Annotated in this window: 20 protein-coding genes; 8 read left to right on the top strand and 12 right to left on the bottom strand. The window is 47.1% G+C overall.

All coding sequences use genetic code 11. From position 1 onward, the window contains the following. The first annotated feature begins 27 nt into the window (after positions 1-27). The gene (locus tag CLC91_RS06545; RefSeq protein ID WP_095500171.1) at positions 28-366 is read left to right on the top strand and encodes a DUF4870 family protein; all 339 of its coding nucleotides are present in this window, start codon (positions 28-30) and stop codon (positions 364-366) included. 52 nt (positions 367-418) lie between these two features. On the opposite strand, the gene CLC91_RS06540 is transcribed toward CLC91_RS06545, so the two are convergent. The 3 genes from CLC91_RS06540 to CLC91_RS06530 all read right to left on the bottom strand — a co-directional run bounded on the left by CLC91_RS06540 (position 419) and on the right by CLC91_RS06530 (position 3,648). Continuing rightward, positions 419-1,324 (bottom strand): 1,4-dihydroxy-2-naphthoyl-CoA synthase, encoded by a 906-nt coding sequence (locus tag CLC91_RS06540; RefSeq protein ID WP_095497615.1) that lies wholly within the window; start codon positions 1,322-1,324, stop codon positions 419-421. A gap of 79 nt (positions 1,325-1,403) precedes the next feature. Further along, complete coding sequence (locus CLC91_RS06535) at positions 1,404-3,140, bottom strand: thiamine pyrophosphate-binding protein (RefSeq protein WP_095497616.1); 1,737 nt, start codon at positions 3,138-3,140, stop codon at positions 1,404-1,406. Positions 3,141-3,213: 73 nt separating this feature from the next. After that, a complete protein-coding gene (locus CLC91_RS06530) occupies positions 3,214-3,648 on the bottom strand; it encodes a PACE efflux transporter (RefSeq protein WP_095497617.1) in 435 nt (144 codons plus the stop codon). 86 nt (positions 3,649-3,734) lie between these two features. On the opposite strand from CLC91_RS06530, the gene CLC91_RS06525 reads away from it, so the two are divergent. Then, positions 3,735-4,625 carry a LysR family transcriptional regulator gene (locus tag CLC91_RS06525; protein WP_095497618.1) on the top strand — a complete coding sequence of 297 codons (891 nt, stop codon included), beginning with the start codon at positions 3,735-3,737 and terminating at the stop codon, positions 4,623-4,625. Here the strand turns inward: CLC91_RS06525 and CLC91_RS06520 are convergent. From CLC91_RS06520 to CLC91_RS06500, 5 genes are all read right to left on the bottom strand, one after another. After that, entirely contained in the window at positions 4,617-5,054 is a 438-nt protein-coding gene (locus CLC91_RS06520; protein ID WP_095497619.1) for a hypothetical protein, read from the bottom strand. The two genes, CLC91_RS06525 and CLC91_RS06520, sit on opposite strands and share 9 nt — an antisense overlap. 44 nt (positions 5,055-5,098) lie before the next feature. Then, positions 5,099-8,224 (bottom strand): efflux RND transporter permease subunit, encoded by a 3,126-nt coding sequence (locus tag CLC91_RS06515; RefSeq protein ID WP_095500170.1) that lies wholly within the window; start codon positions 8,222-8,224, stop codon positions 5,099-5,101. Next, complete coding sequence (locus tag CLC91_RS06510; RefSeq protein ID WP_095500169.1) at positions 8,224-9,516, bottom strand: efflux RND transporter periplasmic adaptor subunit; 1,293 nt, start codon at positions 9,514-9,516, stop codon at positions 8,224-8,226. The genes CLC91_RS06515 and CLC91_RS06510 overlap by 1 nt, the downstream gene beginning before the upstream one ends. 89 nt (positions 9,517-9,605) lie before the next feature. Then, positions 9,606-10,079, bottom strand: a complete 474-nt coding sequence (locus tag CLC91_RS06505; protein WP_125828473.1) for a hypothetical protein — start codon at positions 10,077-10,079, stop codon at positions 9,606-9,608. A 69-nt stretch (positions 10,080-10,148) separates the two neighbouring features. Beyond that, positions 10,149-10,400: a TetR/AcrR family transcriptional regulator gene (locus tag CLC91_RS06500; RefSeq protein WP_125828474.1), complete on the bottom strand. Its 252-nt coding sequence runs from the start codon at positions 10,398-10,400 to the stop codon at positions 10,149-10,151. Between the two features lie 350 nt (positions 10,401-10,750). On the opposite strand from CLC91_RS06500, the gene CLC91_RS06495 reads away from it, so the two are divergent. From CLC91_RS06495 to CLC91_RS06475, 5 genes are all read left to right on the top strand, one after another. Next, positions 10,751-12,268, top strand: coding sequence for a flavocytochrome c (locus CLC91_RS06495; RefSeq protein ID WP_095497624.1), 1,518 nt, complete (start codon positions 10,751-10,753; stop codon positions 12,266-12,268). Between the two features lie 4 nt (positions 12,269-12,272). Then, positions 12,273-12,641, top strand: a complete 369-nt coding sequence (locus CLC91_RS06490; RefSeq protein WP_095497625.1) for a cytochrome c3 family protein — start codon at positions 12,273-12,275, stop codon at positions 12,639-12,641. Positions 12,642-12,686: 45 nt separating this feature from the next. Further along, complete coding sequence (locus tag CLC91_RS06485) at positions 12,687-13,826, top strand: porin family protein (RefSeq protein ID WP_095497626.1); 1,140 nt, start codon at positions 12,687-12,689, stop codon at positions 13,824-13,826. Positions 13,827-13,900: 74 nt separating this feature from the next. Then, on the top strand, positions 13,901-14,659 hold the full coding sequence (locus tag CLC91_RS06480) for a cupin domain-containing protein (RefSeq protein WP_095497627.1): 759 nt from the start codon (positions 13,901-13,903) through the stop codon (positions 14,657-14,659). Positions 14,660-15,037: 378 nt separating this feature from the next. Further along, complete coding sequence (locus CLC91_RS06475) at positions 15,038-16,171, top strand: hypothetical protein (protein WP_095500168.1); 1,134 nt, start codon at positions 15,038-15,040, stop codon at positions 16,169-16,171. Between the two features lie 102 nt (positions 16,172-16,273). On the opposite strand, the gene CLC91_RS06470 is transcribed toward CLC91_RS06475, so the two are convergent. Beyond that, positions 16,274-17,389 carry a hypothetical protein gene (locus CLC91_RS06470; RefSeq protein WP_095500167.1) on the bottom strand — a complete coding sequence of 372 codons (1,116 nt, stop codon included), beginning with the start codon at positions 17,387-17,389 and terminating at the stop codon, positions 16,274-16,276. A 37-nt stretch (positions 17,390-17,426) separates the two neighbouring features. Beyond that, positions 17,427-18,632, bottom strand: coding sequence for a BaiN/RdsA family NAD(P)/FAD-dependent oxidoreductase (locus CLC91_RS06465; RefSeq protein ID WP_269844421.1), 1,206 nt, complete (start codon positions 18,630-18,632; stop codon positions 17,427-17,429). Between the two features lie 142 nt (positions 18,633-18,774). Here CLC91_RS06465 and CLC91_RS06460 point away from each other — a divergent pair, with 142 nt between their 5' ends. Beyond that, entirely contained in the window at positions 18,775-21,234 is a 2,460-nt protein-coding gene (locus tag CLC91_RS06460; protein ID WP_095497630.1) for a putative bifunctional diguanylate cyclase/phosphodiesterase, read from the top strand. Here the strand turns inward: CLC91_RS06460 and CLC91_RS06455 are convergent. Together CLC91_RS06455 and CLC91_RS06450 are read right to left on the bottom strand one after the other, a co-directional pair. After that, positions 21,197-22,138 carry an alpha/beta fold hydrolase gene (locus tag CLC91_RS06455; RefSeq protein ID WP_095500166.1) on the bottom strand — a complete coding sequence of 314 codons (942 nt, stop codon included), beginning with the start codon at positions 22,136-22,138 and terminating at the stop codon, positions 21,197-21,199. The genes CLC91_RS06460 and CLC91_RS06455 overlap by 38 nt on opposite strands. A gap of 1 nt (position 22,139) precedes the next feature. Next, complete coding sequence (locus tag CLC91_RS06450; RefSeq protein WP_095497632.1) at positions 22,140-22,436, bottom strand: DUF1244 domain-containing protein; 297 nt, start codon at positions 22,434-22,436, stop codon at positions 22,140-22,142. Between the last annotated feature and the right edge of the window lie 48 nt (positions 22,437-22,484).

The following is a 22,484-nucleotide window of genomic DNA, read 5'->3' as shown; positions in this document are numbered from 1 at the left end:
TTCAAGATAGACTATGGAGATAGATAAATGGAAACAGGTAGCGACAACAGTAAAATAGCGAAAATAGTGTACGTATTATATGTGGTTAACTTACTGCTTGGGGTAACGGCTCTGGTGGGTATTATTGTTGCTTATATTTATCGTGGCAGTTCGTCTGCGATGGTGGCGGAGCATTTTCGATATCAAATAAGAACCTTCTGGATGGGCTTGCTGTATTCCGTGATTGCAGGGCTGACTTGGACCATCATGATTGGCTGGTTAGTACTTATCTTCTACGTAATTTGGTTAATCATTCGCAGCGTTAAAGGGTTTAAAGCGCTTGCGGAGAATAAAGCACCTGATAACGTCGATAGTTGGTTATTCTAATTAAAAAAACGCCTCGCTTAAATTAAGAGAGGCGTTTTAATAGGCCTTAAAGTTAGTAATGCCATGGGAATCGGCTGAAATCTTGGTCTCTTTTCTCTAGAAACGAATCTCGACCCTCTTGAGCTTCGTCGGTGCCGTAAGCTAATCGAGTGGCTTCACCGGCGAACAACTGCTGCCCGACTAAGCCGTCATCGGGCAAATTAAAGCCGTATTTAAGCATGCGCATTGCGGTAGGAGACTTGGAGTTAATTTCCTTACCCCAACGCAAGGCTTCAAGCTCCAGTTCATTGTGGTCAACAACTTTATTAACCATACCCATTTCAAAGGCTTCTTGAGCACTGTAATTAAATCCGCAGAAAAAGATTTCACGGGCCCGTTTTTGACCGATCATCTTAGCCAGATAGGCTGAGCCATAGCCGGAGTCAAAACTGGCCACGTCCGGATCGGTTTGCTTAAAGATGGCGTGTTGCTCAGAGGCCAAGGTAAGGTCACACACCACATGTAAGCTATGACCACCACCAACGGCCCAGCCAGGGACAACGGCAATAACTACCTTCGGCATGAAGCGAATTAAGCGCTGAACTTCTAAGATATGCAATCGGCCCATCTTAGCTAAATCGGCGGTGTTAGCTTGCTCGCCTTCGTATTTATAACCGTCTTTTCCGCGGATGCGTTGGTCGCCGCCAGCGCAAAATGCCCAGCCGCCGTCTTTAGCTGAAGGGCCATTACCGGTTAATAATACGCAGCCAACGTCAGACCATTGGCGAGCGTGATCTAAGGCGGTAAACAGCTCATCAACGGTTTTAGGACGAAACGAGTTACGACACTCTGGTCGATTAATGGCGATTCTAACCGTGCCTTGCTCTTTCGCTCGGTGATAGGTGATGTCTGAAAAGTTGAAGCCTGCTACTTCATCCCACAAAGTAGGATCGAAAATATCGGAAACCGCTTGGCTCATAATAATACCTTTATTAACCCTCAAAATTATCGACACAGGCTAGGTGTAAAGTCCATTTAGGTCAAGCCATCACTTACTATTAATCGGTTTTAATGCGACGCCAAACGGCTCTTGATAAAAACCGTACCTTGGTGCCTAAATCAAATCGATTGAAGTTGGTTTTTACCGCACCTTGAGTAAATCGTGTCGACTTGCTGTAGTCGATGCGAACGTCAACATACACAGGCTTTCCGGATTGATTAAACTGAAAAGCTTTAGCAATAACCTCGTCCGCTCGTTGGGCGTCATCTAAAAGTAAATACTCACATTGAGTCGCCATCGCCACGCCTTTCCAATCCATCGTAGGCAGCACGGTGCAGGTTTTTCGGTTATAGGGCACTTGCTGCGCTTGGCTGATTTGTGAAAGCTCACCATCATTAAAGATAAACCAGGTAATGCCTAATTGGTTATGGCTAGCCGTTAAAGCCTCCAGTCCCGTCATGGCAGCGGCTCCGTCGCCAACGATGCCTATGACTTGGCGTTCGGGAGAGGCTAACTTGGCACCAATGGTGGCGGGAATGCAATAACCCATGGCATTGAAGTCAGTGGGCGATATAAAACCGCCGTTGCAATGAATGGGCAGTAATTCAGCCGTTAAAAAAGTATGATTGCCATCGTCGCAAATCACCATCGCATCATCCGCTAGCTGCTGTCTAAGGGACTGAAAAAAGTTCATGGGGTTAACGCGCTTACCACTGTCATGAGCCAGCCACTGGTTAACGTAATCGGCTTTGTCCTGAGCGATGGTTTGTGCCATTGCTTGAAAGGGTTTAGCTTGGCGACGCTGAGCTTTGATTGCCTCGATAAGCTTCGGCAGTAGTCGCTCGGCGTCACCTTCCAACGTATGGACCGCGGGATAATTTTTGTTGAATACGTTAGGATTAATGTCCAAATGAATCAAGTTATCGGGAACGGTTAAACCAAAGCTCCCGGTGGGGATCTCGGAAAAACGAGTGGCGATAGCAAAAAGGCAATCCACCTTGGAGAAGGCCTTTTGCGCCGCAGGAACAGCGGACTCGCCAAAGCTCATGCCCGTGTGCAACGGATGGCGAGCGTCAATAACGCCCAATCCTTGCAGTGTCGTAGAGACTGGAGCGGCCAGAAGTTCCGCCAATTCGATAACATGCTTAGAGGCTTTGGTCGCGCCCCAGCCCACAAACAGGCCCACTTGATTGGCGCTGAGCAACAGCTGTGCTGCCTGCTCTATGCTTGCTTGATCCACTTCAGCAGTGGCCACTGCCGGCTGGTAACTAGGCATGTGCTCCACCTCTCCGGTGAGCAACTGTAAGTTAACCGGCACTTCAACATAAACAGGCCCGGGCTCTCCGCTGATTGCCAATTCATAAGCCTGATAGATGGTTGGAATTATGCTCGAGTAATCCGTTGGTTTAAAGCAGCCTTTGGTTATGGGGGCCATCAAACTGTGCTGATCCATATCATGCAGCTGGTAATGCGCACCGGTATCGGTTCGTACCCCGCCAGAAATAACGAGCATGGCGATACCATCGAGCGACGCTTCGGCAATACCACTGGCTGCATGAGTTAACCCAGCGGCGGGTACTACGAGTAAAGTGCCAATGCTGTTGGAGCTGCGGCTAATCGCATCAGCCGCAAAAGAGGCACTTTCTTCATGAGTGACCAAGTGGGGAGTGATGGTTGGCGATAGATTCAATTGGTCATAGAGTTCGGTGTTATGCACGCCAGGAATTCCGAAAGTGTGGCGGACACCAATTTGCTCTAACGCAAAACGAACGAGTTGCGCACCGGTTTTTTTCATGACGTTTTTCCTAAACCTGACTCCAATTCTGCAGTCAAGATCGCACCCTCATTAGCGAGTGTCAATATTCGAGTTAAGACTCTAAAGCGTGTTGGTTTTGAGGAATAGGAAACAGTTTGTCGTAAGCCAAGTTATACAGATAGGCGTACACCAAATAAAATACCACCAAGCCAATATCCGCAATCAAGGCCGTAAACCAGCTCACTTGCAGGCTCCAGGCGATAATTGGCACCGTGATAACCAGAAGCCCAAACTCAAACAAAAAGGCATGGATGATTCGATGCCATTGACGTTTATTGGTGTGGCCATAGTGGGCCAGCATGGCTTTGTCGAATAAAAGATTGTAGATCAGGTTCCAAACCGTAGCGATTATCGAAACCACGACTCCGAGCAGGCCAATGGCACTCATCTCAACGTTTAACGCGTATGCGCCAATGGGAATGATCATCATAAGACCAATCACTTCAAAGCCAATAGCGTGACGCAATCTGTCGGAACTTGTTCGCATGGTTTACTCTTTAACCGTTAATGTGTTGCGAATTTTATTACATTGATAGATATTATAAAGTTACTAACCATCTATAAAAGAGATACATGAAGCACTTCAGTCTTGAGTATTTGCAAGCGTTCGTGGCAGCCTGTGAGTGCGGGTCGTTTAGTGGCGCTGCTCGAAAGCTAGGTAAAGCCCAAAGCGCTGTGAGCACGGCAATTTCCAATTTAGAAATTGATCTAGGCATTGAGCTGTTTGACCGAAGCAACCGCTATCCGAGGTTAACTGAGCAAGGCAGCGCCATGCTTGCTGAAGCCAAAACAATATTAGAGCGCTGTGAGGTTATGTATATGCGCGCTCGAGCGGCACATGAGCAGCAAGAGCTTGAGCTGGTGATTGCTATTGATGAGAATTTAGTGATTGCAGATTGGTCGTACTTATTGGATGAGTTTGTAGAGCAGTTTCCCTATGTGAAGTTAATATTGTTGCACCCGGTCGCCAAAGGCGCAATTGAGTCAGTACAGCAAAAAGAGGCGGATCTGGCCCTCGTTATGTTCGCAGAAACGTTTCCTGACGACATTCTGAGTCACTCACAACCTAACGAATTGTTGCGTTTGGTGGCGGCGCCCAGTCATCCGCTGGCAAAAGCAAAGATAAAGGATTCATCGGTTTTCTCAACTTACCGGCAAATTGTCATCACTAATCTTGAATATACCATGCGGGCTCCTTGGCAATATTCAAATAACGTATGGTTAACGGAAAGCGTATTCACGGCCATGCAATTGGTTAAGGCGGGGCAAGGCTGGGCCGTGTTGCCGGATGAGTTAATTAAAGGCAGTTTGGCGGCACAGGAGTTGGTTGAGGTGGATATTGTTGACATCGAAAGCAACTGGAGCATTGCCAGTCACCTTATTTGGCACCAATCAAACACACTGGGGCCGGCGGGTCGTTGGATGCGACAACGGTTTATTGAACGACAAAAACACTCAATTTAGCTGTGCTAGCTCTCGTTGAATTTGCATTCGTAGGGCTTGTTTTTGTTCTTCGATGGTGGTGATGGCCGTGGATTCTTGACCCAGGCGTTGCCAGTTGGACTGCCACGCTTGGGTTAGCAATTGGCTGTGGCTTTGCACCGAAGTACTTACCAAGGGTGCCAGGTCGTTAACAATACCAAGTTTAACCCAACCCGCTCTCGGATTGCCTAAGGTGGGATCGTTATCGTAATGGGCGGCATAAAGAACTCGTTCGAATTCCGATAACTGCACCAAAATTTCGAAACTGGCGGTGCGTACGGTGGTGTTATGCTCGCTGGCTTCTAGGCGCCAAGCGTTATAGCTAAATCCGAGCAAAGCAAACACTATGCTAAAAATCGCCGTGGCTTGGTAGGTAGCTAGGCGTTTGGAGAGATGAGCTCGATTAATCATAGCGCTCCTTGATAAACAGGGTAACGCTATGATTATAGTGCAAATTAGCTGGCTACTTTGCTGGCTTGTGATAAGTCTTGATGTTTTCGTACTAAGCCAAAGTCAGCAAGGGCGGCGTAGGCTGCTGGAATGATAAACAGCACTAGCAGAGTCGATGCAAAAATACCAAACACAATAGAGACCACCAAAGGTTGCACCACTTGAGCTTGCAAACTTCGTTCGAGCAATAAAGGAAGCAATCCAGCTGCGGTAGTGAGCGAGGTCAAGAAGACGGCTCTAAAGCGTTCTCGACTTGCCTGAACAACCGCTTGCTGGACGCTGTCGCCAAGATTTATGTGATGGCGAATGTATTGAACCAACAATATCGAGTCGTTAACCACAATCCCAGCCAACGAGATAAAGCCCATTATGGACGGCATCGACATACTGTGCCCCAGCAAAAAATGCCCCCATAGCACACCAATTAAAGCCAAAGGAATAGCGGTCATGACCACAATGGGCTCTAAGTAACTTCTGAATTGAACACTGAGAATGGCAAACAAGCCAAACAAGCCAATAACAAAGCCTTTGCCTAGGCTGGAGCCTGTTTTCTGGCTTTCTTTAGCGGCGCCTTCAAAGTCAACTCTAAGTCCGGCATACTGTTGTTGCAGTTGTGGTAATAGCTCTCGAGTTAATTGTGCAAGCACCTCAGCGTTGTTGGTGGTGCCATAGTCCACATCTGCCATGACACTGACGCTGCGAAGACCATCTATCCGCTGAATACGAACGAAGGAGCGCTGGTGGTCAATGTTGGCAATGGCTGATAACGGTATCTGCTCGCCGTTCGGCAGTATAATAGGGAAATTTGCGAGTTCGGCGAGGCTGCCGGCTTGTTCTTTATTGAGCCTAACGTCTATTTCTAGGTTCTCTGGCCCGACTTGGATTTCATCGGCAATTCGTCCAAAATAGGCGCCCCGCAATTGCTCCGCAATGGTCTGGCCGTCAACGCCAAAGCTTTCAGCTCCACCTTTAAGGGTTACCAATACTTCCGGTTTACCCGGTCGCATGTCGTCCATGATCCCGTATACGCCATCAAACTGTGCTAAATACTTTTGTATGCTCAAAGACGCGCTTTTCAGTTCTTCTAAGTTGTCGTGCAACAGTCGCACTTCAATGTCGCGGCCAGCCGGCCCCATCGTTGGTTGTTTGAATACCAATGATAACGGCTCACTGAATTGGCCGCTGTTGGCTCGCCAGTCATTTATAAACTCATCAATGACCGTATTTCGGATCTCCGCCGATAATAGATCCAATCGCACCGTTGCGATGTGAGGCCCTTTTTCACCGGCGTCTGCATTGAAATTCGTCTGAGCGGTAATGTCTTGAATTAACGATTCTGGCTCTCCCATTCTTTGTTCATATTCGCGCCCTGTTTGCTCTGCGGCAGTAATGATCTTAGCCATAACCGCCTTGGTTTCAGCCAGCGTAGAACCGGGCGGTAAAATGATGCGAGCTTCAGCGATGTCGCCATCGAGTTCGGGAAAGGGGACAAACTTCAAGGCACCGCCGGCCAGCAAAGCAAAGGATGCTAATAACAACCCAAGGGTTCCGCCAATGGCGGCGTATCGCCATTTGACTACGAACGTCACCGCATCCACCAACTGCTTATCTCTAAAGCGTTCGAATCGCTCTAAAAAGGCCGCTTTAAAACGCCAAGCAGGGCGTTCGCTGCGAGCGTGACTTAAGGAGTGGTGCAAGTGGGCCGGCAAAATTAAAAAGGCTTCTATGAGGCTGATGGCAAGTACCAAAATAAGCACCATGGGCACCACTTTTAACACCGCACCCATTTGTCCATCGAGCCACAACAGACTACCCAATATGAATATTGTGGTCATAAACGAAGAAAGTACGCCCGGTGCGACCTTTTTAACGCCGTTAACCACCGCCTGATCAACGCTTTCACCTTTTTCAATATGAGATGCAATGGACTCGGCGATGACAATGGCGTCGTCCATCATAATGCCAATGGCCATGAGTAATCCCACCAGGCTCATGATGTTGATTGAGAGCCCGAGCAAGTTCATTAAGAAAATGCCACCCATAAAGGCCACCGGAAGCCCAGCAGAAACCCAGAAACTGTATCGCAGTGAGAAAAATAGCCACATGGCAAAGAACACTAAAACAATACCTTGCAGGCCATTCTTGACCATCATTTGCAAGCGGTCGCGAACCAATGACGACAAATCATTGGTTAATGTGAGCGTTACCCCATCGGGAGCTAACAGACGCTCTTTTTCCACAAAGGCTTCGACACGATCCTTAATGACCAGGGCGTCGTCAGCTTTGTTTTTCTGAACCTTCAAAATGGCTGCGGGCTGTCCATTAAAGCGAACGCGCTCCTCATCCAATTCAAAACGATCCTCTATGGTTGCTATGTCCTTAAGACGCACTAAGCTGCCATCGTTACTCGACGCAATAACAGTCTCGCCTAAGGCCTGCGGAGTGACTTTGCGTTCATCAAAACGGATCAATAGGTTCTTGTCGGATAACTCGATGTTCCCTGCAGGCATTTTGACATTTTGACGACCGAGTTTGTCGGATATCTCGGCGATGGTGAGACCGAGTCGACGCATGGCTTGTTGATCAACTTCTACCCGCAGCTGATGATCAGAGAACCCTGCAACGGTAACTAAATCGACACCAGCATCAATTTTTAAGCGACGCTTAACATCTTCTGCGTACGCCTTTAAATGAGGCCAACTGGCGTTTGCCGACAATGCGATGTCTACCACAGGTTCGGCCCAATCGAGCTCTTTTACAATGGGCGGCTCAATTTGCTGTGGAAAATCTTTAATGGCGTTAATTTGAGTTTGAACATCCAGAAGAATGCGGCCGATATCCGCTGCACTTTCCAACTTTAACGTCATGCTCGCAAGCCCTTCTTGAGCATCACACGTCACTTCTTCAATATTCGCCAAACCTTCAACCGCATCCTCCATGCGCAGACAAATGCTTTCCTCAACTTCTATTGGGGAAGCGCCGGGATATACCACAGAGGCATTAATGTAAGGCGGGGCATACTCGGGAAAGGTTTCCCGTTTTAACGATGAAATACTGGTAAGGCCGAGCAGCAGTAAACCCACCATCAGCATATTGGCTATGGTTGGGTGGCGCGCAAAGTAACTCAGCATTATTGCGTCTCCATCAATCGCAGCCCCATGCCCTCGATGGCCGGTATCAAGTCGTTGATTATTAGTTGCTGATCTTGTTCGAGCTCACCTGCTATGGCCACTCCACTTGCTGTTCGGTAAAGTACTTTTATCGGCACAATATTGAGCTTCTGCTGCTCATCTAAGAGGTAAATTTTATCTCCGTGCAAGGCTTTTTCTGGAATCACAAATTGAGGGCTAGGATAGCCGTCGATAATGGCAGTTAGAAACATGCCTTTGGTTAATGGTGGGCGGCTTGGTAGTTGCAACTCGCGGAAGTTTTGCTCAACTTCAAGATAGACGCCAATGGTGGCCTGCTCGGGATTCACTGTATCGGCGATGCGGGTTACTTTTGCTGGCCAGCTAAACTCGTCGCCAAAGCTTTGCAGTTTCAGGTGTGCGCTAAGCCCTAAAGATTCGAAAGACGGCAGCTGACCGTCACTGTTAAACCGACCAATGCTGTTGATTAACGCACGTAAATCGTCCAGCGAAAGCTCGGCTTTAACCTCTACGGTGCCAAGCTTTTGGGCTGTAAGCATCACCGAATTTAATCCAACGACTTGGTCGAGCTCCACATTAACTTCACCAATACGAGCATCAAATGGCAGGGTTAACTGGGTTTTATCCAGTTTACGTTGAGCGTCGTTTAGTTGCGCTTTAGCAATGTTTAATTGTGCCTCGGTGACCCGCCGGGTATCAGGCATAAGCTTAATGTTTGAGCTCATGTCTTGAACCAGCTTTTGCTGAGCAATCAAGGTTTGTTTTTGCGCTTCTACATCGGATTGAGCCACCAGGTTTTTGGCTAATAGATCTTGTTGGCGCTTATACTCTTGCTCAACCAGCGTTAATTTTTGCTGTTCCAGCTTATAGGTGGTTTGTAAGTTGGAAAATTCTTGGTCTAACTTATCCAGTTCAATCTCAGTGGAGCTCACATTCGCTTGAGCTTGAGCTAAGGCTAATTGGTACTCGAGGGGATCAATTTGTAGGAGAGGCGTTCCTTTCTCTAACAGTCTGCCGGGTTCGAGGTGTTCATTTTTTTCGATCAAACGACCGCTGACCTCAGCCACGGCCTGCCATTCATTTTTAGGGGCTACCCGACCATAACCGATTACCTGAGGCGCAGACTCTTGCATCACTAAAGGCTGAACACTCACCAAGCGGCGATTGTCATAGTCATCGAGCGCTTGAGGGTTTGGTTTCAACATTGTGGCGATGGCAATAAGGCCAACGCCCGCGATGACTCCTGGAATCAACAATCTTTTTCTTGGAATCATTTTATTATCCTTTATGGAACGCAATGTTTAACCACATTATGCCCCGATAAAATATTATCGCTAGTCGTTGCTGATTTCTTTGCGATTATTTACAACAGCTGGTGCCGTTTTGACAGGCTTTTGGCTGTGCCAACACAACCTGCACCTTGCTGACTAAGGCGGCAATTTTGGCAATTGTTGAAGGTACTTTTATGGGTGTTGTAGTAGCTTGCGACCAACGCCATAAGGTGTTCATAGTGTTCGCGAGTCAAGGGTGTTTGCCAGCGATAGAAGGACATGGTTTTGGATATGTGCCGATAAAAGGTTTCGGACAAAGACGATTTATGTTGGTTATTTAACAATTGGCTTTCTGTTTCGCTGATGGCGCCACTGAGTATAAAGTTAATGGCTTGAACAAGCTCTGTTACTTCCTTCGCCGACGCGTCAAGTTCACCCTCCTCTACCGCATTTGTAAGTGGAACAATGATTTCATCTCTAAATAGATTAACTCGAGATTTTATAAGCTTGATTTTTTCTTCACTGGCAAGCTGCCAAATTAATGGATTTATTGAGATCGAGCGCAATACATACAATGAACGATGGGATTTTATGGCGTGCAGGGTAAACAAAAACGGCAGCAGGGCTTGGTCTTGCTAGCTTAGGCTCTTATGTTGCTGGATAAATCTCGGCAGGTGAGAGGCAATACTGCTGCGCAGGAATAAGCAAACGAGAACGTCTTCTTTGTTTTTAAACCACTTATAGATGGTACCAGTAGAGCTGCCAACGTCTTGTGCTAACTGAGAAAATTTGAAAGAAATGATGCCTTGCGTATCAATTAAGTTTTCAGCTGCATCGAGAATTTGGTTGCAGCGAATAATTTCTAAGGGTTCTGTGGGACACTTCATGATGACAATAGCAAAAAACAAAAGAATACAGGTGAACAATACTTTCCAAATCCTGGCTAAATAAAATGGTTAAAAACATCAAACCTAGATAGCCATCACGAAACCCATGGCCCATTATGCAAGGTTGTGATCCACGTTAAACTTTTCATTAAACATCACATAAATTAATCGATTTCACACTTATTTCTTCATTTTTTGTGCTGCTAACTTTATGTTTTTATTGGCTAATGACTGTATTTGATCGCGATCACGAAGAACTTTACTCACCCTTTTCTTGCGTGATCTAACTCGATTTTTCAAGGTGCTCTCAGGACTATTGTTCAGCCTCAACTGAATTAACAGGCAGACCTATGAACGATAGACGTAGTTTCCTAAAACTGAGCGCAAATACAGCGTTAGCAGGTGTAGCCGCTGCAGCCATTCCTGGCACCGTAACAGCTAAAGAAAAGGGTATTGAATGGGACGAGTCCGCTGATGTGGTTGTGATTGGATCCGGGTTCTCTGGGTTATCCACGGCGTTAAACTGCGCTCGTCAAGGCGTTGAGAAAGTGCTGGTGCTTGAAAAAATGCAGGTCATTGGCGGTAATTCAGCGGTTAATGGCGGCTGGTTCGCTGTTCCGAAAAACCCCATTCAACTCGCCCAAGGCATCACAGACGACTCCCCTGAAGAGCTGGTAAAGGATCAAATTAAGTCAGGTCGCGGCATGCAAAATGAAGCAATGCTGCGCCAAATTGCTGAACATGCGCTCGACGCTTACCACATGTGCATTGATGCGGGTGTTAAATTTAAAGAAGGATTCAATATCCAAGTTGGCGGACACAACAAGGCACGTGCCATTCGGACCGAGCATGGTGTCGGTGGAGATATCACCACCAAACTGTTTAGAGCCGCGAAAGAGGCAGGTGTTGATTTTCGGATGCAACACTACATCGAAGATTTCGTCATGGATGGCAAAACCATTCTGGGCGTTAAAGTGCGCCAAAATTACCGTTTTCCAAACCTCAAGACCGGTAAAACCATTTACATCAAGGCCAATAAAGGGGTGGTGCTAGCCAACGGTGGCTTTGCGCGCAACATGGAATTGCGTCAAATTGTAGACCTTTCTTTGGACCCTACGCTTGATTGTACCAATGCTCTAGGAGCAACCGGCGAAGTCACGCTTACCGCAATGGCACATGGTGCCCTACCGGTACACATGAACATGATTCAAACCGGCCATTGGGGCTCCCCGGATGAAGGCGGCTTTGGTTGGTCTAATGCTCTGCTTTCCATTGGTTGGCATCAAGGCATTTCGGTCAGTGTGTTAACCGGCAAACGCTACATGGATGAACGAGCCGACCGCAAGACCTGCTCTGAAGCCATTATGAAAAATCGCTACGCAGATAATTCACCGGCGTATCCAGTGGTTCTCTTTAATTACGAACCTTACAAAGACGATCATAGGGTCACTCGTGCTTTGCGGGACAAAATGGCCTGGAAAGTCGATAGCTTAGATGCGCTTGCGCACCAGTTCAACATTCCCGCTGAGCAATTAAAAGCCACGGTAGCCAATTGGAATAAACGGGTAGGCGAGCGCCAAGATCCCGACTTTAATCGAAAAATGGATACCGCTGAGGTGCTCAAAGGGCCGTTCGTTGTGTCTCGCGTTTGGCCAAAAGTGCACTACTGCATGGGCGGTCTTAAGACGGATCTCGGCGGGCGGGTGCTCGAATCAACGTCCTTGCAAGCGTTTAACAACCTATACGCCGTCGGTGAGGTTACCGGAGGGGTGCACGGCGAGACTCGGTTGAGCTCTACGTCTTGTCTTGAATGCCTCGCTATGGGGATTGTCACCGCAAAAACCATCGTCAGTGATTTTAGAGGATAACATCATGAAGCACTTCATTCTTACGTTGTTGATTGGGTTAACTCTGTCGAGCACTGCGATGGCCGGCGATCTGGTCAAAATGAAAGGCAACCTCGAAGGACGCACTAACCACGAATTTCTTTATCAAGAAGGTTGTAATAGCTGTCACCAAGGATCCGGTCTAAAAAATGCCAATGACGAGGCGTGCGTGGCTTGTCATGGAGACATCAACTCCATTGAAACCGATGCCAGCAAATTACCCATTCCTGAGGCGGATCCTCATCAGTCCCTCCACTACAACGATGGCGCTAGTTGTTTAGCGTGTCATGCCGAGCACCAAAAGAAACAGCCCGCGTGTACCGAGTGTCATCGCTCGTGGTTCGAAAAAATGTAATTCAGAATTTTTGTTTTAGGCACGACTGTGCAAATAGGTAATGATATGAAACACACAAATAAGTTTATCTTGTCCTTGGTGGCGGGTGCTGTGGCGCTAGCAAGCGGTACCGCGTTTGCGGCCGATCAGCAACAAGATGGTATAAAAATTGGCGGCTCTGTACGCGTCAATTATGGTATGAAGCTTTACGACGATGCATCAAAGGATAAGGGCGGTGACCTAACGTTCGATACCGCAACGTTGAAGTTTGATGGTAAAAAAGGTAACTGGGGGCTTTCTTCCGAGTACCGTTTTACCTCATCAACCAACTACATTAAGTATGGATACGCGTACTACGACTACAACCCTGAATGGCAAATCCAGTTTGGTATCAACAAGGTACCTTTTGGGAATCGCGATTTTATTTCTAACAGCTGGTGGTTTGGTATTCCTTATTATCTTGGATTTGAAGACAACTATGATGTAGGTATTAAAGCCGTTCGTGAAAGCAACGGCTGGCATACAGACTTGGCTTTCTATAAAAACCCTGAATACGGTCCAACGGAAAACAAACGCTACGCAGCGGATTTGTATACCGGAACCATTGCCGCCAGTGGTGTTGAGTATCACAACGAAGAAACTAACCAGTTGAACCTTCGTCAAACCTACACCTTTGAGCATGAAGGCGGGTCTACAACGGTGGGCGCTTCTGCTCAATATGGCCAAATCGTCAACAATCAAACTCAAAACACGGGTGACCGTTACGCTGCTGCCGTTCACCTAGACAGTAAATACGAAGGCTGGAACTTGCAATTGCAAGCGATGCAGTACGAGTTTGATGCACCGGATGCGGCTGATCCAAACAAAATCGCTATGTCCGTAGTGGGTTGGCAGTATGAGGTGGCTTCAAAAGGGCAAATCTATAACGCCAATCTATCAAAAACCATTAAAACAGGGTTTGGTAGCGTTAAGTTCTACAACGACTTTGGGGTCATGACGCCAGATGTTGACGATAGCAGCTATGCCAACAGCTACCAAAACGTAACCGGTTGCGCGATATCTGCCGGTCCAACATACACCATGGTCGACTTTGTAATGGGTCGCAACATGACATTCTCAACCGCTAATAACGACCACGTTGGTTTGCCGGAAGTAGGTAGTGATTGGGATAAACGCATCAACATTAACTTTGGTTATTACTTCTAAATAGAGAAGTTAACAACAGATTCAATTTATGCAGCCATCAGCATGGCTGCACTGAAAATCGATAGGAAATTATTATGAACTCAAAAACTTTATTAAGCCTTGCCGGACTTGGCGTCGCCGCTGCTTTAGCTAGCAGTGCAGTATTGGCAGATAGCAATCAATACCCAAATGCTCAGCGTCCTTATCAACAAATGACGCCAGTGCCTTATGACAGTTCGCCTTACGCTCCGCAAGATACTATGCCTGAGCAGTGTCGCGATCCTCAAGTAGAGGCCTACATTGCCGACTGGGAAGCTGGAAAAGTTGACTTTAATAGCATCCAAGCCAACGAAAGCATTGACCCAAGCCAGCGTTTTTGTAAGACCATGGATGACGACGGCAATATTTTAGAAGCTAAAAACTGCGATCTAAAAAATGCGCCGGTGGGTTACTTATGGAAAGAGCTATCGGATAGCCCAGTGGTAATCGGTATTACTAACGGTGGCAAGTCGGATCATAACCCTCACTTCCACGGTCAGCCAGAGTGCTATTACGTGGTTAATGGTGAAGGCATGACTTTGGCACAGAATAAATTCTGGCCATTGAAAAAAGGTCAATATTTCTATATTCCTGGCGCGACGATTCACAATACCCCAATTATGAAAGATGAAGGTTTGGGTGTTATGTACTGGTATCCTAAGAATGCTCATTTTGATGGGTTTAAGTACTACTGGCGCAACGATGTTAAGTACTTAAAAGTTGCTGAAGATGCGTTCGACCGCGTAGACAAAATTCGTAAACGCGATCTTAATTTAGGGCCATACGGTACCAACCAAGACGTTTTTGGTAAGTAAGTTTATGAAGCCAGTTAGCGCTGCTAACTGGCTTTTTTTCAATGCCAAAATAAGCAACACCTTGTTAATGGTTTGTGCTCAGAAACAACGCATTGGCTACATTTTATCAACCAATTCGCCACCCCGAAAGCCAGCCTTGATCACAGTTTTTGCTTCTTTATAAGCTAGGTATCACTGCAATCCTATCAGGTCGATTCTTGCGCACACTCAAGCTTGTCTCCTTAATCATCTATCCCTAAACTCCCCGCCGCCGGATGCTAGTCACTCTCTATCGCAAATATTAACAGGCAGCATAGTCTGAGCTCCAAAGAGGCCTGCTAAGCGTCAAGGCAAAACTATAAAAGCATTATCATATTTGGGTGAGAGTAGGTTAAATCTATGAAACAAGCGAAACCATATTTGGTGCAAGCGCTGGCGGCTGCAATCGCGTTAACGGGTACAGCAACAATTGCCGCTGAAGGTAACAAAGACCAATTAAACTTTAACGGCTCGGTTCGAGTGAACTATGGCCTAGCATTATTTGACGAAGCATCAAAAGAAAAGGGCGGCGATCTAAAATTTGATACCGCAACCTTTGGTGTTGACGGAAAACACGGAGACTGGGGTCTTTCAGCCGAATACCGCGTTAAAGCGGATTCCCATTTCATTAAATTCGGTTACGCCAGCTATCAATTCGACCCTGAGTGGGAAGTACACTTTGGTATCCATCACGTGCCTTTTGGTAACCGTGACTACATCTCACACAGCTGGTTCTATGGCGTACCTTATTACCTAGGTTTCGAAGATAACTACGATAACGGCATTAAGTTTATTCGTAACGAAGGCAGCTGGCACACTGATTTGGCGTTTTACAAAAATGCTGAGTATGGCCCAACCGAAACCAAGGGTTTTGCGCCAAACTTGTTCACCGGTGAAATTAATGGCACTCAATATAATAACGAACAAACTAACCAGTTTAATTTAAGACAAACCTACACTTATGATCACAACGGTGGCTCGACTACTTTGGGTGGTTCAGCGATGTGGGGTCAAATCTTAAATAATGACACCAACAATTCTGGCGATCGCTATGCTATCGCTCTGCATGCAAATACCAACTACTTTGGTTGGGGTCTTCAGTTGCAAGCCATGCAATATGAATTTGATGCAGCAGATGCCGCGGACGCTAACAAGATTGGTATGGCCGTTATGGGCGGTACCTATGAAGTGGCAAGCAAAGGTCAAATCTACCAAGCTAACTTGTCTAAGACCTTTAATACCGACTTTGGTAGCGTGCAATGTTACAACGACTTTGGTGTGCTAACGCCTAACGTCTCTGACTCGAACTACGACAACAGCTACCAAAACGTTACCGGTTGTACCGTATCGGCCGGTCCTACCTTCTCGATGATCGACTTCGTTCTCGGTAAGAATATGGTGTGGGCAACCGAATTTGATGAGCACGTAGGTCTACCTGCAATTGGTAGCGGTTGGGATAAAACCATTAACCTTAACTTTGGCTACTACTTCTAATCAGCAACGCCGTTAGCATTTAGGTTTTAAAAGCCAGTCACTTTAAAGTTGACTGGCTTTTTTGTTTGAGAGCCAGCGGGCTCTCAAGCTGCTGTTGCTACCTTATAAGCATAGCGATTGTTGGGCTGTGTGCTCGAGTTCTTCCTCAATTTCCAGCAGCAGGTTACCTGCCGCTTGCTCTCCAGAGTATTGCAGTTCGTTAAAGTATGTTCGTGCCTGTTGTGCGCTCAATACTGGGTTGTTGAGGGTACTAAACGCTTTAGTTGCATTGGACATTAATGCGTCAGCTTTGGCCGCCATTTCATTAGCTTGAGCGAGTTCACCAGCATTCATGTGCAGCGTTTTTTGTAAGTTCATGCCAATTAAATTAGCAATAGCGGTGCCATTGGCCGACTCAAGACGTTCACCCATTTGTTGACAGGCGACTCGCGAGGCTGGAGAGCGCTCAGCACTTTTGCAGTAATCGACTAATAGGCGATAGTTTGGCAGAGGTAGATGAGCTTGAAAGAGAGTGACCGCCTGCAAAAAGTGTTCAGACATGCCTGATTGCTCAAATGCAGCATCAAAGTGCTGATGATGCTCTCCCCAATAGTCGTTATAGTGTGGAGCATTGGCTGCCGCTATCAATAACTGCTCACCGGCTTCATCGTCACCAAGCTTAAATTGGTTCATGGCCAAGAGTAATAGCGATGCACTGTTTTGTTCTTCAATGAGGGCGATATCGGCCAACATCTCTTTTGAGCATTCAGCACTAGGGTTGGTGCAGTAAGACAATAGATTATAAGCGGCTATTGGGCTGGTTTCTTGCGTGCTGTTTTGGTGCAGTACTGCCAGTTTATCCTGCACACTGTTGTTGCTTAGCAGTGAATGTACGATGCGGCTGTCGTCGGTATCGCTTTGGGATATGGCGTCGGTGACTTGTTGTTTAAATACGAGTGGGTCAATGCTTTGTTTTGGCGTTGCTTCAATGCATTCTTTTGGTGAATTAGCCGCTGTTACGCTTGGCTCGGCTAATGCGGCTTTTGCGCTTAATTCGGTTGCAGCTAGGGCGGTTTTGCTGGTTAACAGGTGCTCACTCGCGGTGGAGTTTGAAGCCTCAGAAGTAGAGGGGGGAGTTCGCAAAGAAGAGCCGTTAAAAAAGTACAGTGCGCCCGCAATCAGGGCGATACTGGTAATTAGCAAAATTGGTCGGTAATTTGCGCGAGAAGAATCGCCCATAATAAATTCCTTTTTAGGAGCGCCTTATCTGGCTATATTAACGTACTCCCAACCCACACGCCACAGCGCTGCTCCACGCCCACTGAAAGTTAAATCCGCCCAGCCAACCCGTTACATCCACCACTTCTCCAATGAAATATAAGCCGGCAACCTGCTTGGCTTCCATCGTTTTAGATGACAGCTCATCGGTATTTACTCCACCTAGGGTCACCTCGGCTGTGCGATAGCCCTCGGTGGCATTGGGTTTGAACTGAAAAGCATGCACGCATTGTTCTATCAGTGCTTTTTGCGCATTAGAGAGCTGATTCAATGCGGTGTCTTGCAAGGCGGAGTCGTCAATGATGGTTTCAACTAAGCGCTTTGGTAACACTCTCGCGAGCGCATTTTTTAAGCTTTGCTTAGGCTTTTTGATGCTCAGTTGCTCGAGCAGTGACAACGCATCGGTTTCGGGCAAAAAGTTAATGGATAGCGACTCCCCAGGTTGCCAATAATTGGATATTTGCAGTGCCGCGGGGCCCGATAAACCACGGTGGGTAAACAGCAGGTCGCGAACAAATTTCACCCCATTTTGAGCACTAACTTCTACCGGTAAACTCACTCCCGATAACGGCTCAAAGCGCTGTTTGTCATGATCGTGTAAGGTGAATGGCACCAGACCTGCTCGAGTTGGAGCAACCGAAATACCAAACTGCTCAGCAAGCTTATAGCCAAAAGGCGTGGCTCCAAGTTTTGGCATAGACAAACCGCCGCTGGCAATTACCAAACTGGCGCAGCTAAAATCCCCTTGGTTAGTGGCTAGGGTAAAGCCGCTGTTGTGGCGTTCAATCTCGATAATTTCATGGCGTAGTCGAATGTCGACTTGAGCCCACTCGCACTCGGTGAGCAACATATCGACGATGTCCTTCGCGGAATGCTGGCAAAATAATTGGCCGTGATCACGCTCTTCATAATCAATTCCATGACGCTCAACCAGTTCGATAAAGTCGCTGCTTGGATACCGAGCTAGAGCGGATTTTACGAAATGAGGGTTGTTACAAATGAAGTGCTGAGGCTCCACTTTAACGTTGGTGAAGTTACATTTTCCGCCCCCCGCTATCAAAATTTTTCGACCGGCTTTTTTGGCGTTATCCAAAACCAATACGCGCTTGCTGCGATAGCCGGCGGTGCTGGCACACATCAGTCCAGCGGCACCAGCGCCGATAATAATGACATCAAATTCTGTAGGTTGGGTTGAACGGGTCACAAACTAAATTCCTTGATAAAACCGCAGCCAGTATAACAGCCGGCTAGTTTAATGACTGTGATCCGTCTGTCTAGGGTAAATTTTGCACTGAGCATTGGGGTTGTTATGATGGGGTAACTGCTCAAGGGAATGGAATATCAATGTGTCTGGCAAATACAACCTGCGCAATGGATTAGTAAGCTTGCTATTGATCTGCTTAGTTGTGCTGCTGGTGGTGGATCACGTATACGAAAAAGAGCAGGCAAAAAATTTTTACATCAGTCAGCAGCAACAAATGCTTGAGCGCTACATTCATGGGTATACCGAAGAGCTGCGATCAGCCTTTAGCGAAATGGACGAGCAACGCATTCGCTGGGTGATCGAAGCGGTTGCTCAAGAAAAAGACGTCCGTCAAGTTTTGGTTATCAATGATAATGGCATGGTAAGCTACGGTAACCGCGCCATTTGGGAAGGCAATCAAGTTGAGTTAATTGCGCCTGCGTTTCAGCCGAAGAATCAATATTTCGCCTACCAACAAATCGGCTTTCTAAGCAGCTTTAACGATAAGCGTAACAGTCTACAAGTATATTATCCGTTAACACCTCTAACCGACAAGCAAGGCCCCATTTTGTTTGTTGAATATGACTTTAGTGCAGCCATGGACAGCGTAGCGGCCAATGCTTGGCAACGCTTGTTGCGTTTGTCGGTTATTGGCGTTTTGCTCATTGCGTTGGTAGCCTTCGTCGCCACACTTTTGGTGAGTCGACCACTGTCGATGATCGATCGCTTTTTACAAACACGCAGTCATGCCGAGCTAAAACCACGCCGCTGGTGGGCGGTGGATTTACAAAAATTAGCTGCGCTCTTGAATCGGCAAAAACGCCACTTGTCGTTGTTGCAAAAGGAAGTGGATGACCAACAGGATCGTTGGCAGTATTTGCTCGATGCCGGTGAGTTGGCACTCATCGATTGGCGATTAGGCAGTAACGACATGGTGTTGTCGCCTGGCTGCTACGAGATGTTGGGGGTGGGTGAACTCGAGTTATTGCCGCAAATTTCCAGTTTTAAGCAAAGGCTTCATCCGCAAGACATTGAGACCTTCGAGGCCGGCCTACTTGAGCTAAAAAACGTAGAGCAAGATCAACATCAATTGCATTATCGACTAAAGCACAAACACGGTCATTGGCTGCCCATACTTCAACGTAGCTTGGTTGTTGAACGCACGGGAGCTGGCGAAGCCAAACGCGTACTAGCCATCATTGCCGATTTGTCTCATACCAATAAATTGAAGCAAGCCTTGGCTCATCAAGCGCGACATGACGGGCTCACCAACTTGAGCAACCGAAGCGCTTTTCTGGCGGATTTAACAGCCCAATGTCGTTCGCTGCAGCAACCGCAACAGCGGCTAGCCTTAATGCTACTGGACATCGATAACTTTAAAGCTTGGAACGATGCACTAGGGCATGTGCAAGCCGATGAACTGCTGCTTAGAGTGACAGCTCGCCTCTCTGGTCACTTTCCTCAATATCAAGTGGGCCGGTTAAGCGGTAATGAATTTGGGATTTTAGTGGATGATTTGGATTCAGCGTCAAACATTGACCACCGCTTAGCCGGACTTGCAGAGCAAGTGCGACAACTGTTGGCGGATGAATACGAATACGGTGCATTTGAGCTGCATTTGACGGTATCAATTGGGGTCAGTGTCATTCAGGGTAACCATGGACTGGTTATGTCGGAATGGTTGCGCCAAACGGAAGTGGCCTTGCGCTACAGTCAGCAGCAAGGTGGCGATCAATACACGGTATTTTCGGACCAATTAGAGCAGACTCAGCAGCATCAACAATGGCTGCTGAGCCAATTGCGAGTCGCGCTGCGCCGCAATCAACTGAGTGTTTATTACCAACCTATATACAACCGCCATCGGCAGTTAGTTGCGGTGGAAGCTTTGGTGCGCTGGCAGCATCCTGAAATTGGAGACATCAGTCCTGCTCAGTTTATCCCTGTAGCGGAGCAATCAGGACTTATCAATGACCTTGGTGAATTTGTGGTGGAGCGCAGTTGCAAAATGCTGTCGCTATTAGCCGAACAAGGCATTCGTCAGCCCTTGGTTTCGATTAACGTGGGGGCAAAACAATTAGATATGGATGAGTTTTCGCAGCGAATGTTAAGCCAACTGCAGCATCACCAAGTCGATCCGTCGCTTATTCAGCTGGAGCTTACCGAATACGTATTGTTGCAAGAGAGCCAATCGTTGCAGCCACGCTTAAAAGCCTTAGTGGATGCCGGCATATCGATTGCAGTAGACGATTTTGGTACCGGTTACTCTGCTTTGAGTTATCTCACCGAGTTGCCCATCGATAAACTTAAAATTGATGGTAGCTTTGTTCAACAACTCGAGGGCAACAGTAAAGCCGAAGCTCTGCTTAAGTCGGTGATTGAATTGGGTCATAACTTGAGCCTAGAAGTGGTTGCGGAGGGCGTTAGTAATGACGCCCAATTGCGCTTGTTGACGCAATTAAACTGCGATTACTATCAAGGTTTTTGGTTGCAAAAGCCCTTGCCAAAAGTGGACTTAATGTTAGTGCTTAAGCGTGAGCAAGTGCCTGCTCAAAGTGAGCGGTAATCAATTCAATCGCTTGACTACGCTGAGGATCTTTTTCCATTAACAATTCGTGAAAAGCCCCGTCAATTTGTTGGTAATGGCAATGAACACTGTGCCGCGAAAATTGCTGAATCGACTTGGTATCCACTATGGTATCGAGTTCTGCACCAAGCAGTAACGTAGGAATCGAAACCCAGCTGGCTTGAGCTCTTAGTCGCTGACAGTGGCTAATGGCTTTTGCTAGCCAATGATTACTCGGTGAGCCCAACTGAACTTGAGGCACCTGTTGGTACCATTGACGGAACCTTGCGTAGCGTTCTGGACTGCGAGTTAAATGATTAAAGTCAAATGCTTCTGGCTCATAACCACCACCGCCTAGCACATAGCCGGGTTGCGCCATATTTCGTCGGTCCCAAATATTTAGCGCTTTGGCGAGCCCTTTTAACAGCGACTCTGGCGCTGGCAACTTAATCTTAAGCATAGGTGCGCTAGCGGCTATGGCCACAAAATCTTGTGGGTGCTTAATGGTGTATGCTAACCCGATGGCGCCTCCCATCGAATGACACAACAAAAGATTCGGAAGCGAACTTTTGTTTTTTACAATCCGATGCAGGAACAGCTTTAAATCAATAAGGTAATGATCAAAGTGTTCAACGTGCCCTATGTGGGGGTTGTCCGTTAGACGTTGCGATAAGCCTTGTCCGCGCTGGTCATATATAAACAGGTTGTATCCCTGCTTAGCTAGGTTAAACAGGGTTTCGTCGTACTTTAAATAGGACTCTATCCGCCCTGAGCTGATAACAATATTGGCCTTCGCGTTTTCTTGCATGTAGGTGGCGTAAGCGATTTGCAGGCCATCAAAGCTCTCAAAGGTTTGCTGGTCAAGCTGGTCAATAAAGGCATCAAGCTCTTTCGCGGCAATCATATTAATCCTTAGGTTTGTTTTGCTCAAAAGCGGCTAATTGCTCGGCGCTGGCTTCGCGCTGATACTTGGCCTTGTATTCTGAATACGGCATTCCATACACCAAATTGCGAGCATCATCATAGCTTAGCTCATGACCGCGTTGCTCTGCTTCAGCGCGATACCATTTGGACAAACAATTTCTGCAAAATCCCGCTAAATTCATCATGTCGATGTTTTGCACGTCTTTGCGACTGTCTAAGTGTTGCAATAATCGGCGAAAGGCCGCCGCCTCTATTTCTGTTTGAGTCTGTTTATCCACGATTTGTTCATCCTTTTGTTCAATCTTCAGGTAATATAACCGAGCGCT

This window comes from Paraferrimonas haliotis (genome assembly GCF_002282895.1).
Classification (GTDB): Bacteria; Pseudomonadota; Gammaproteobacteria; order Enterobacterales; family Shewanellaceae; genus Paraferrimonas; species Paraferrimonas haliotis.
Note: the sequence above shows the minus strand (reverse complement) of the source record. Positions and strands in the feature narration are given on the sequence as shown.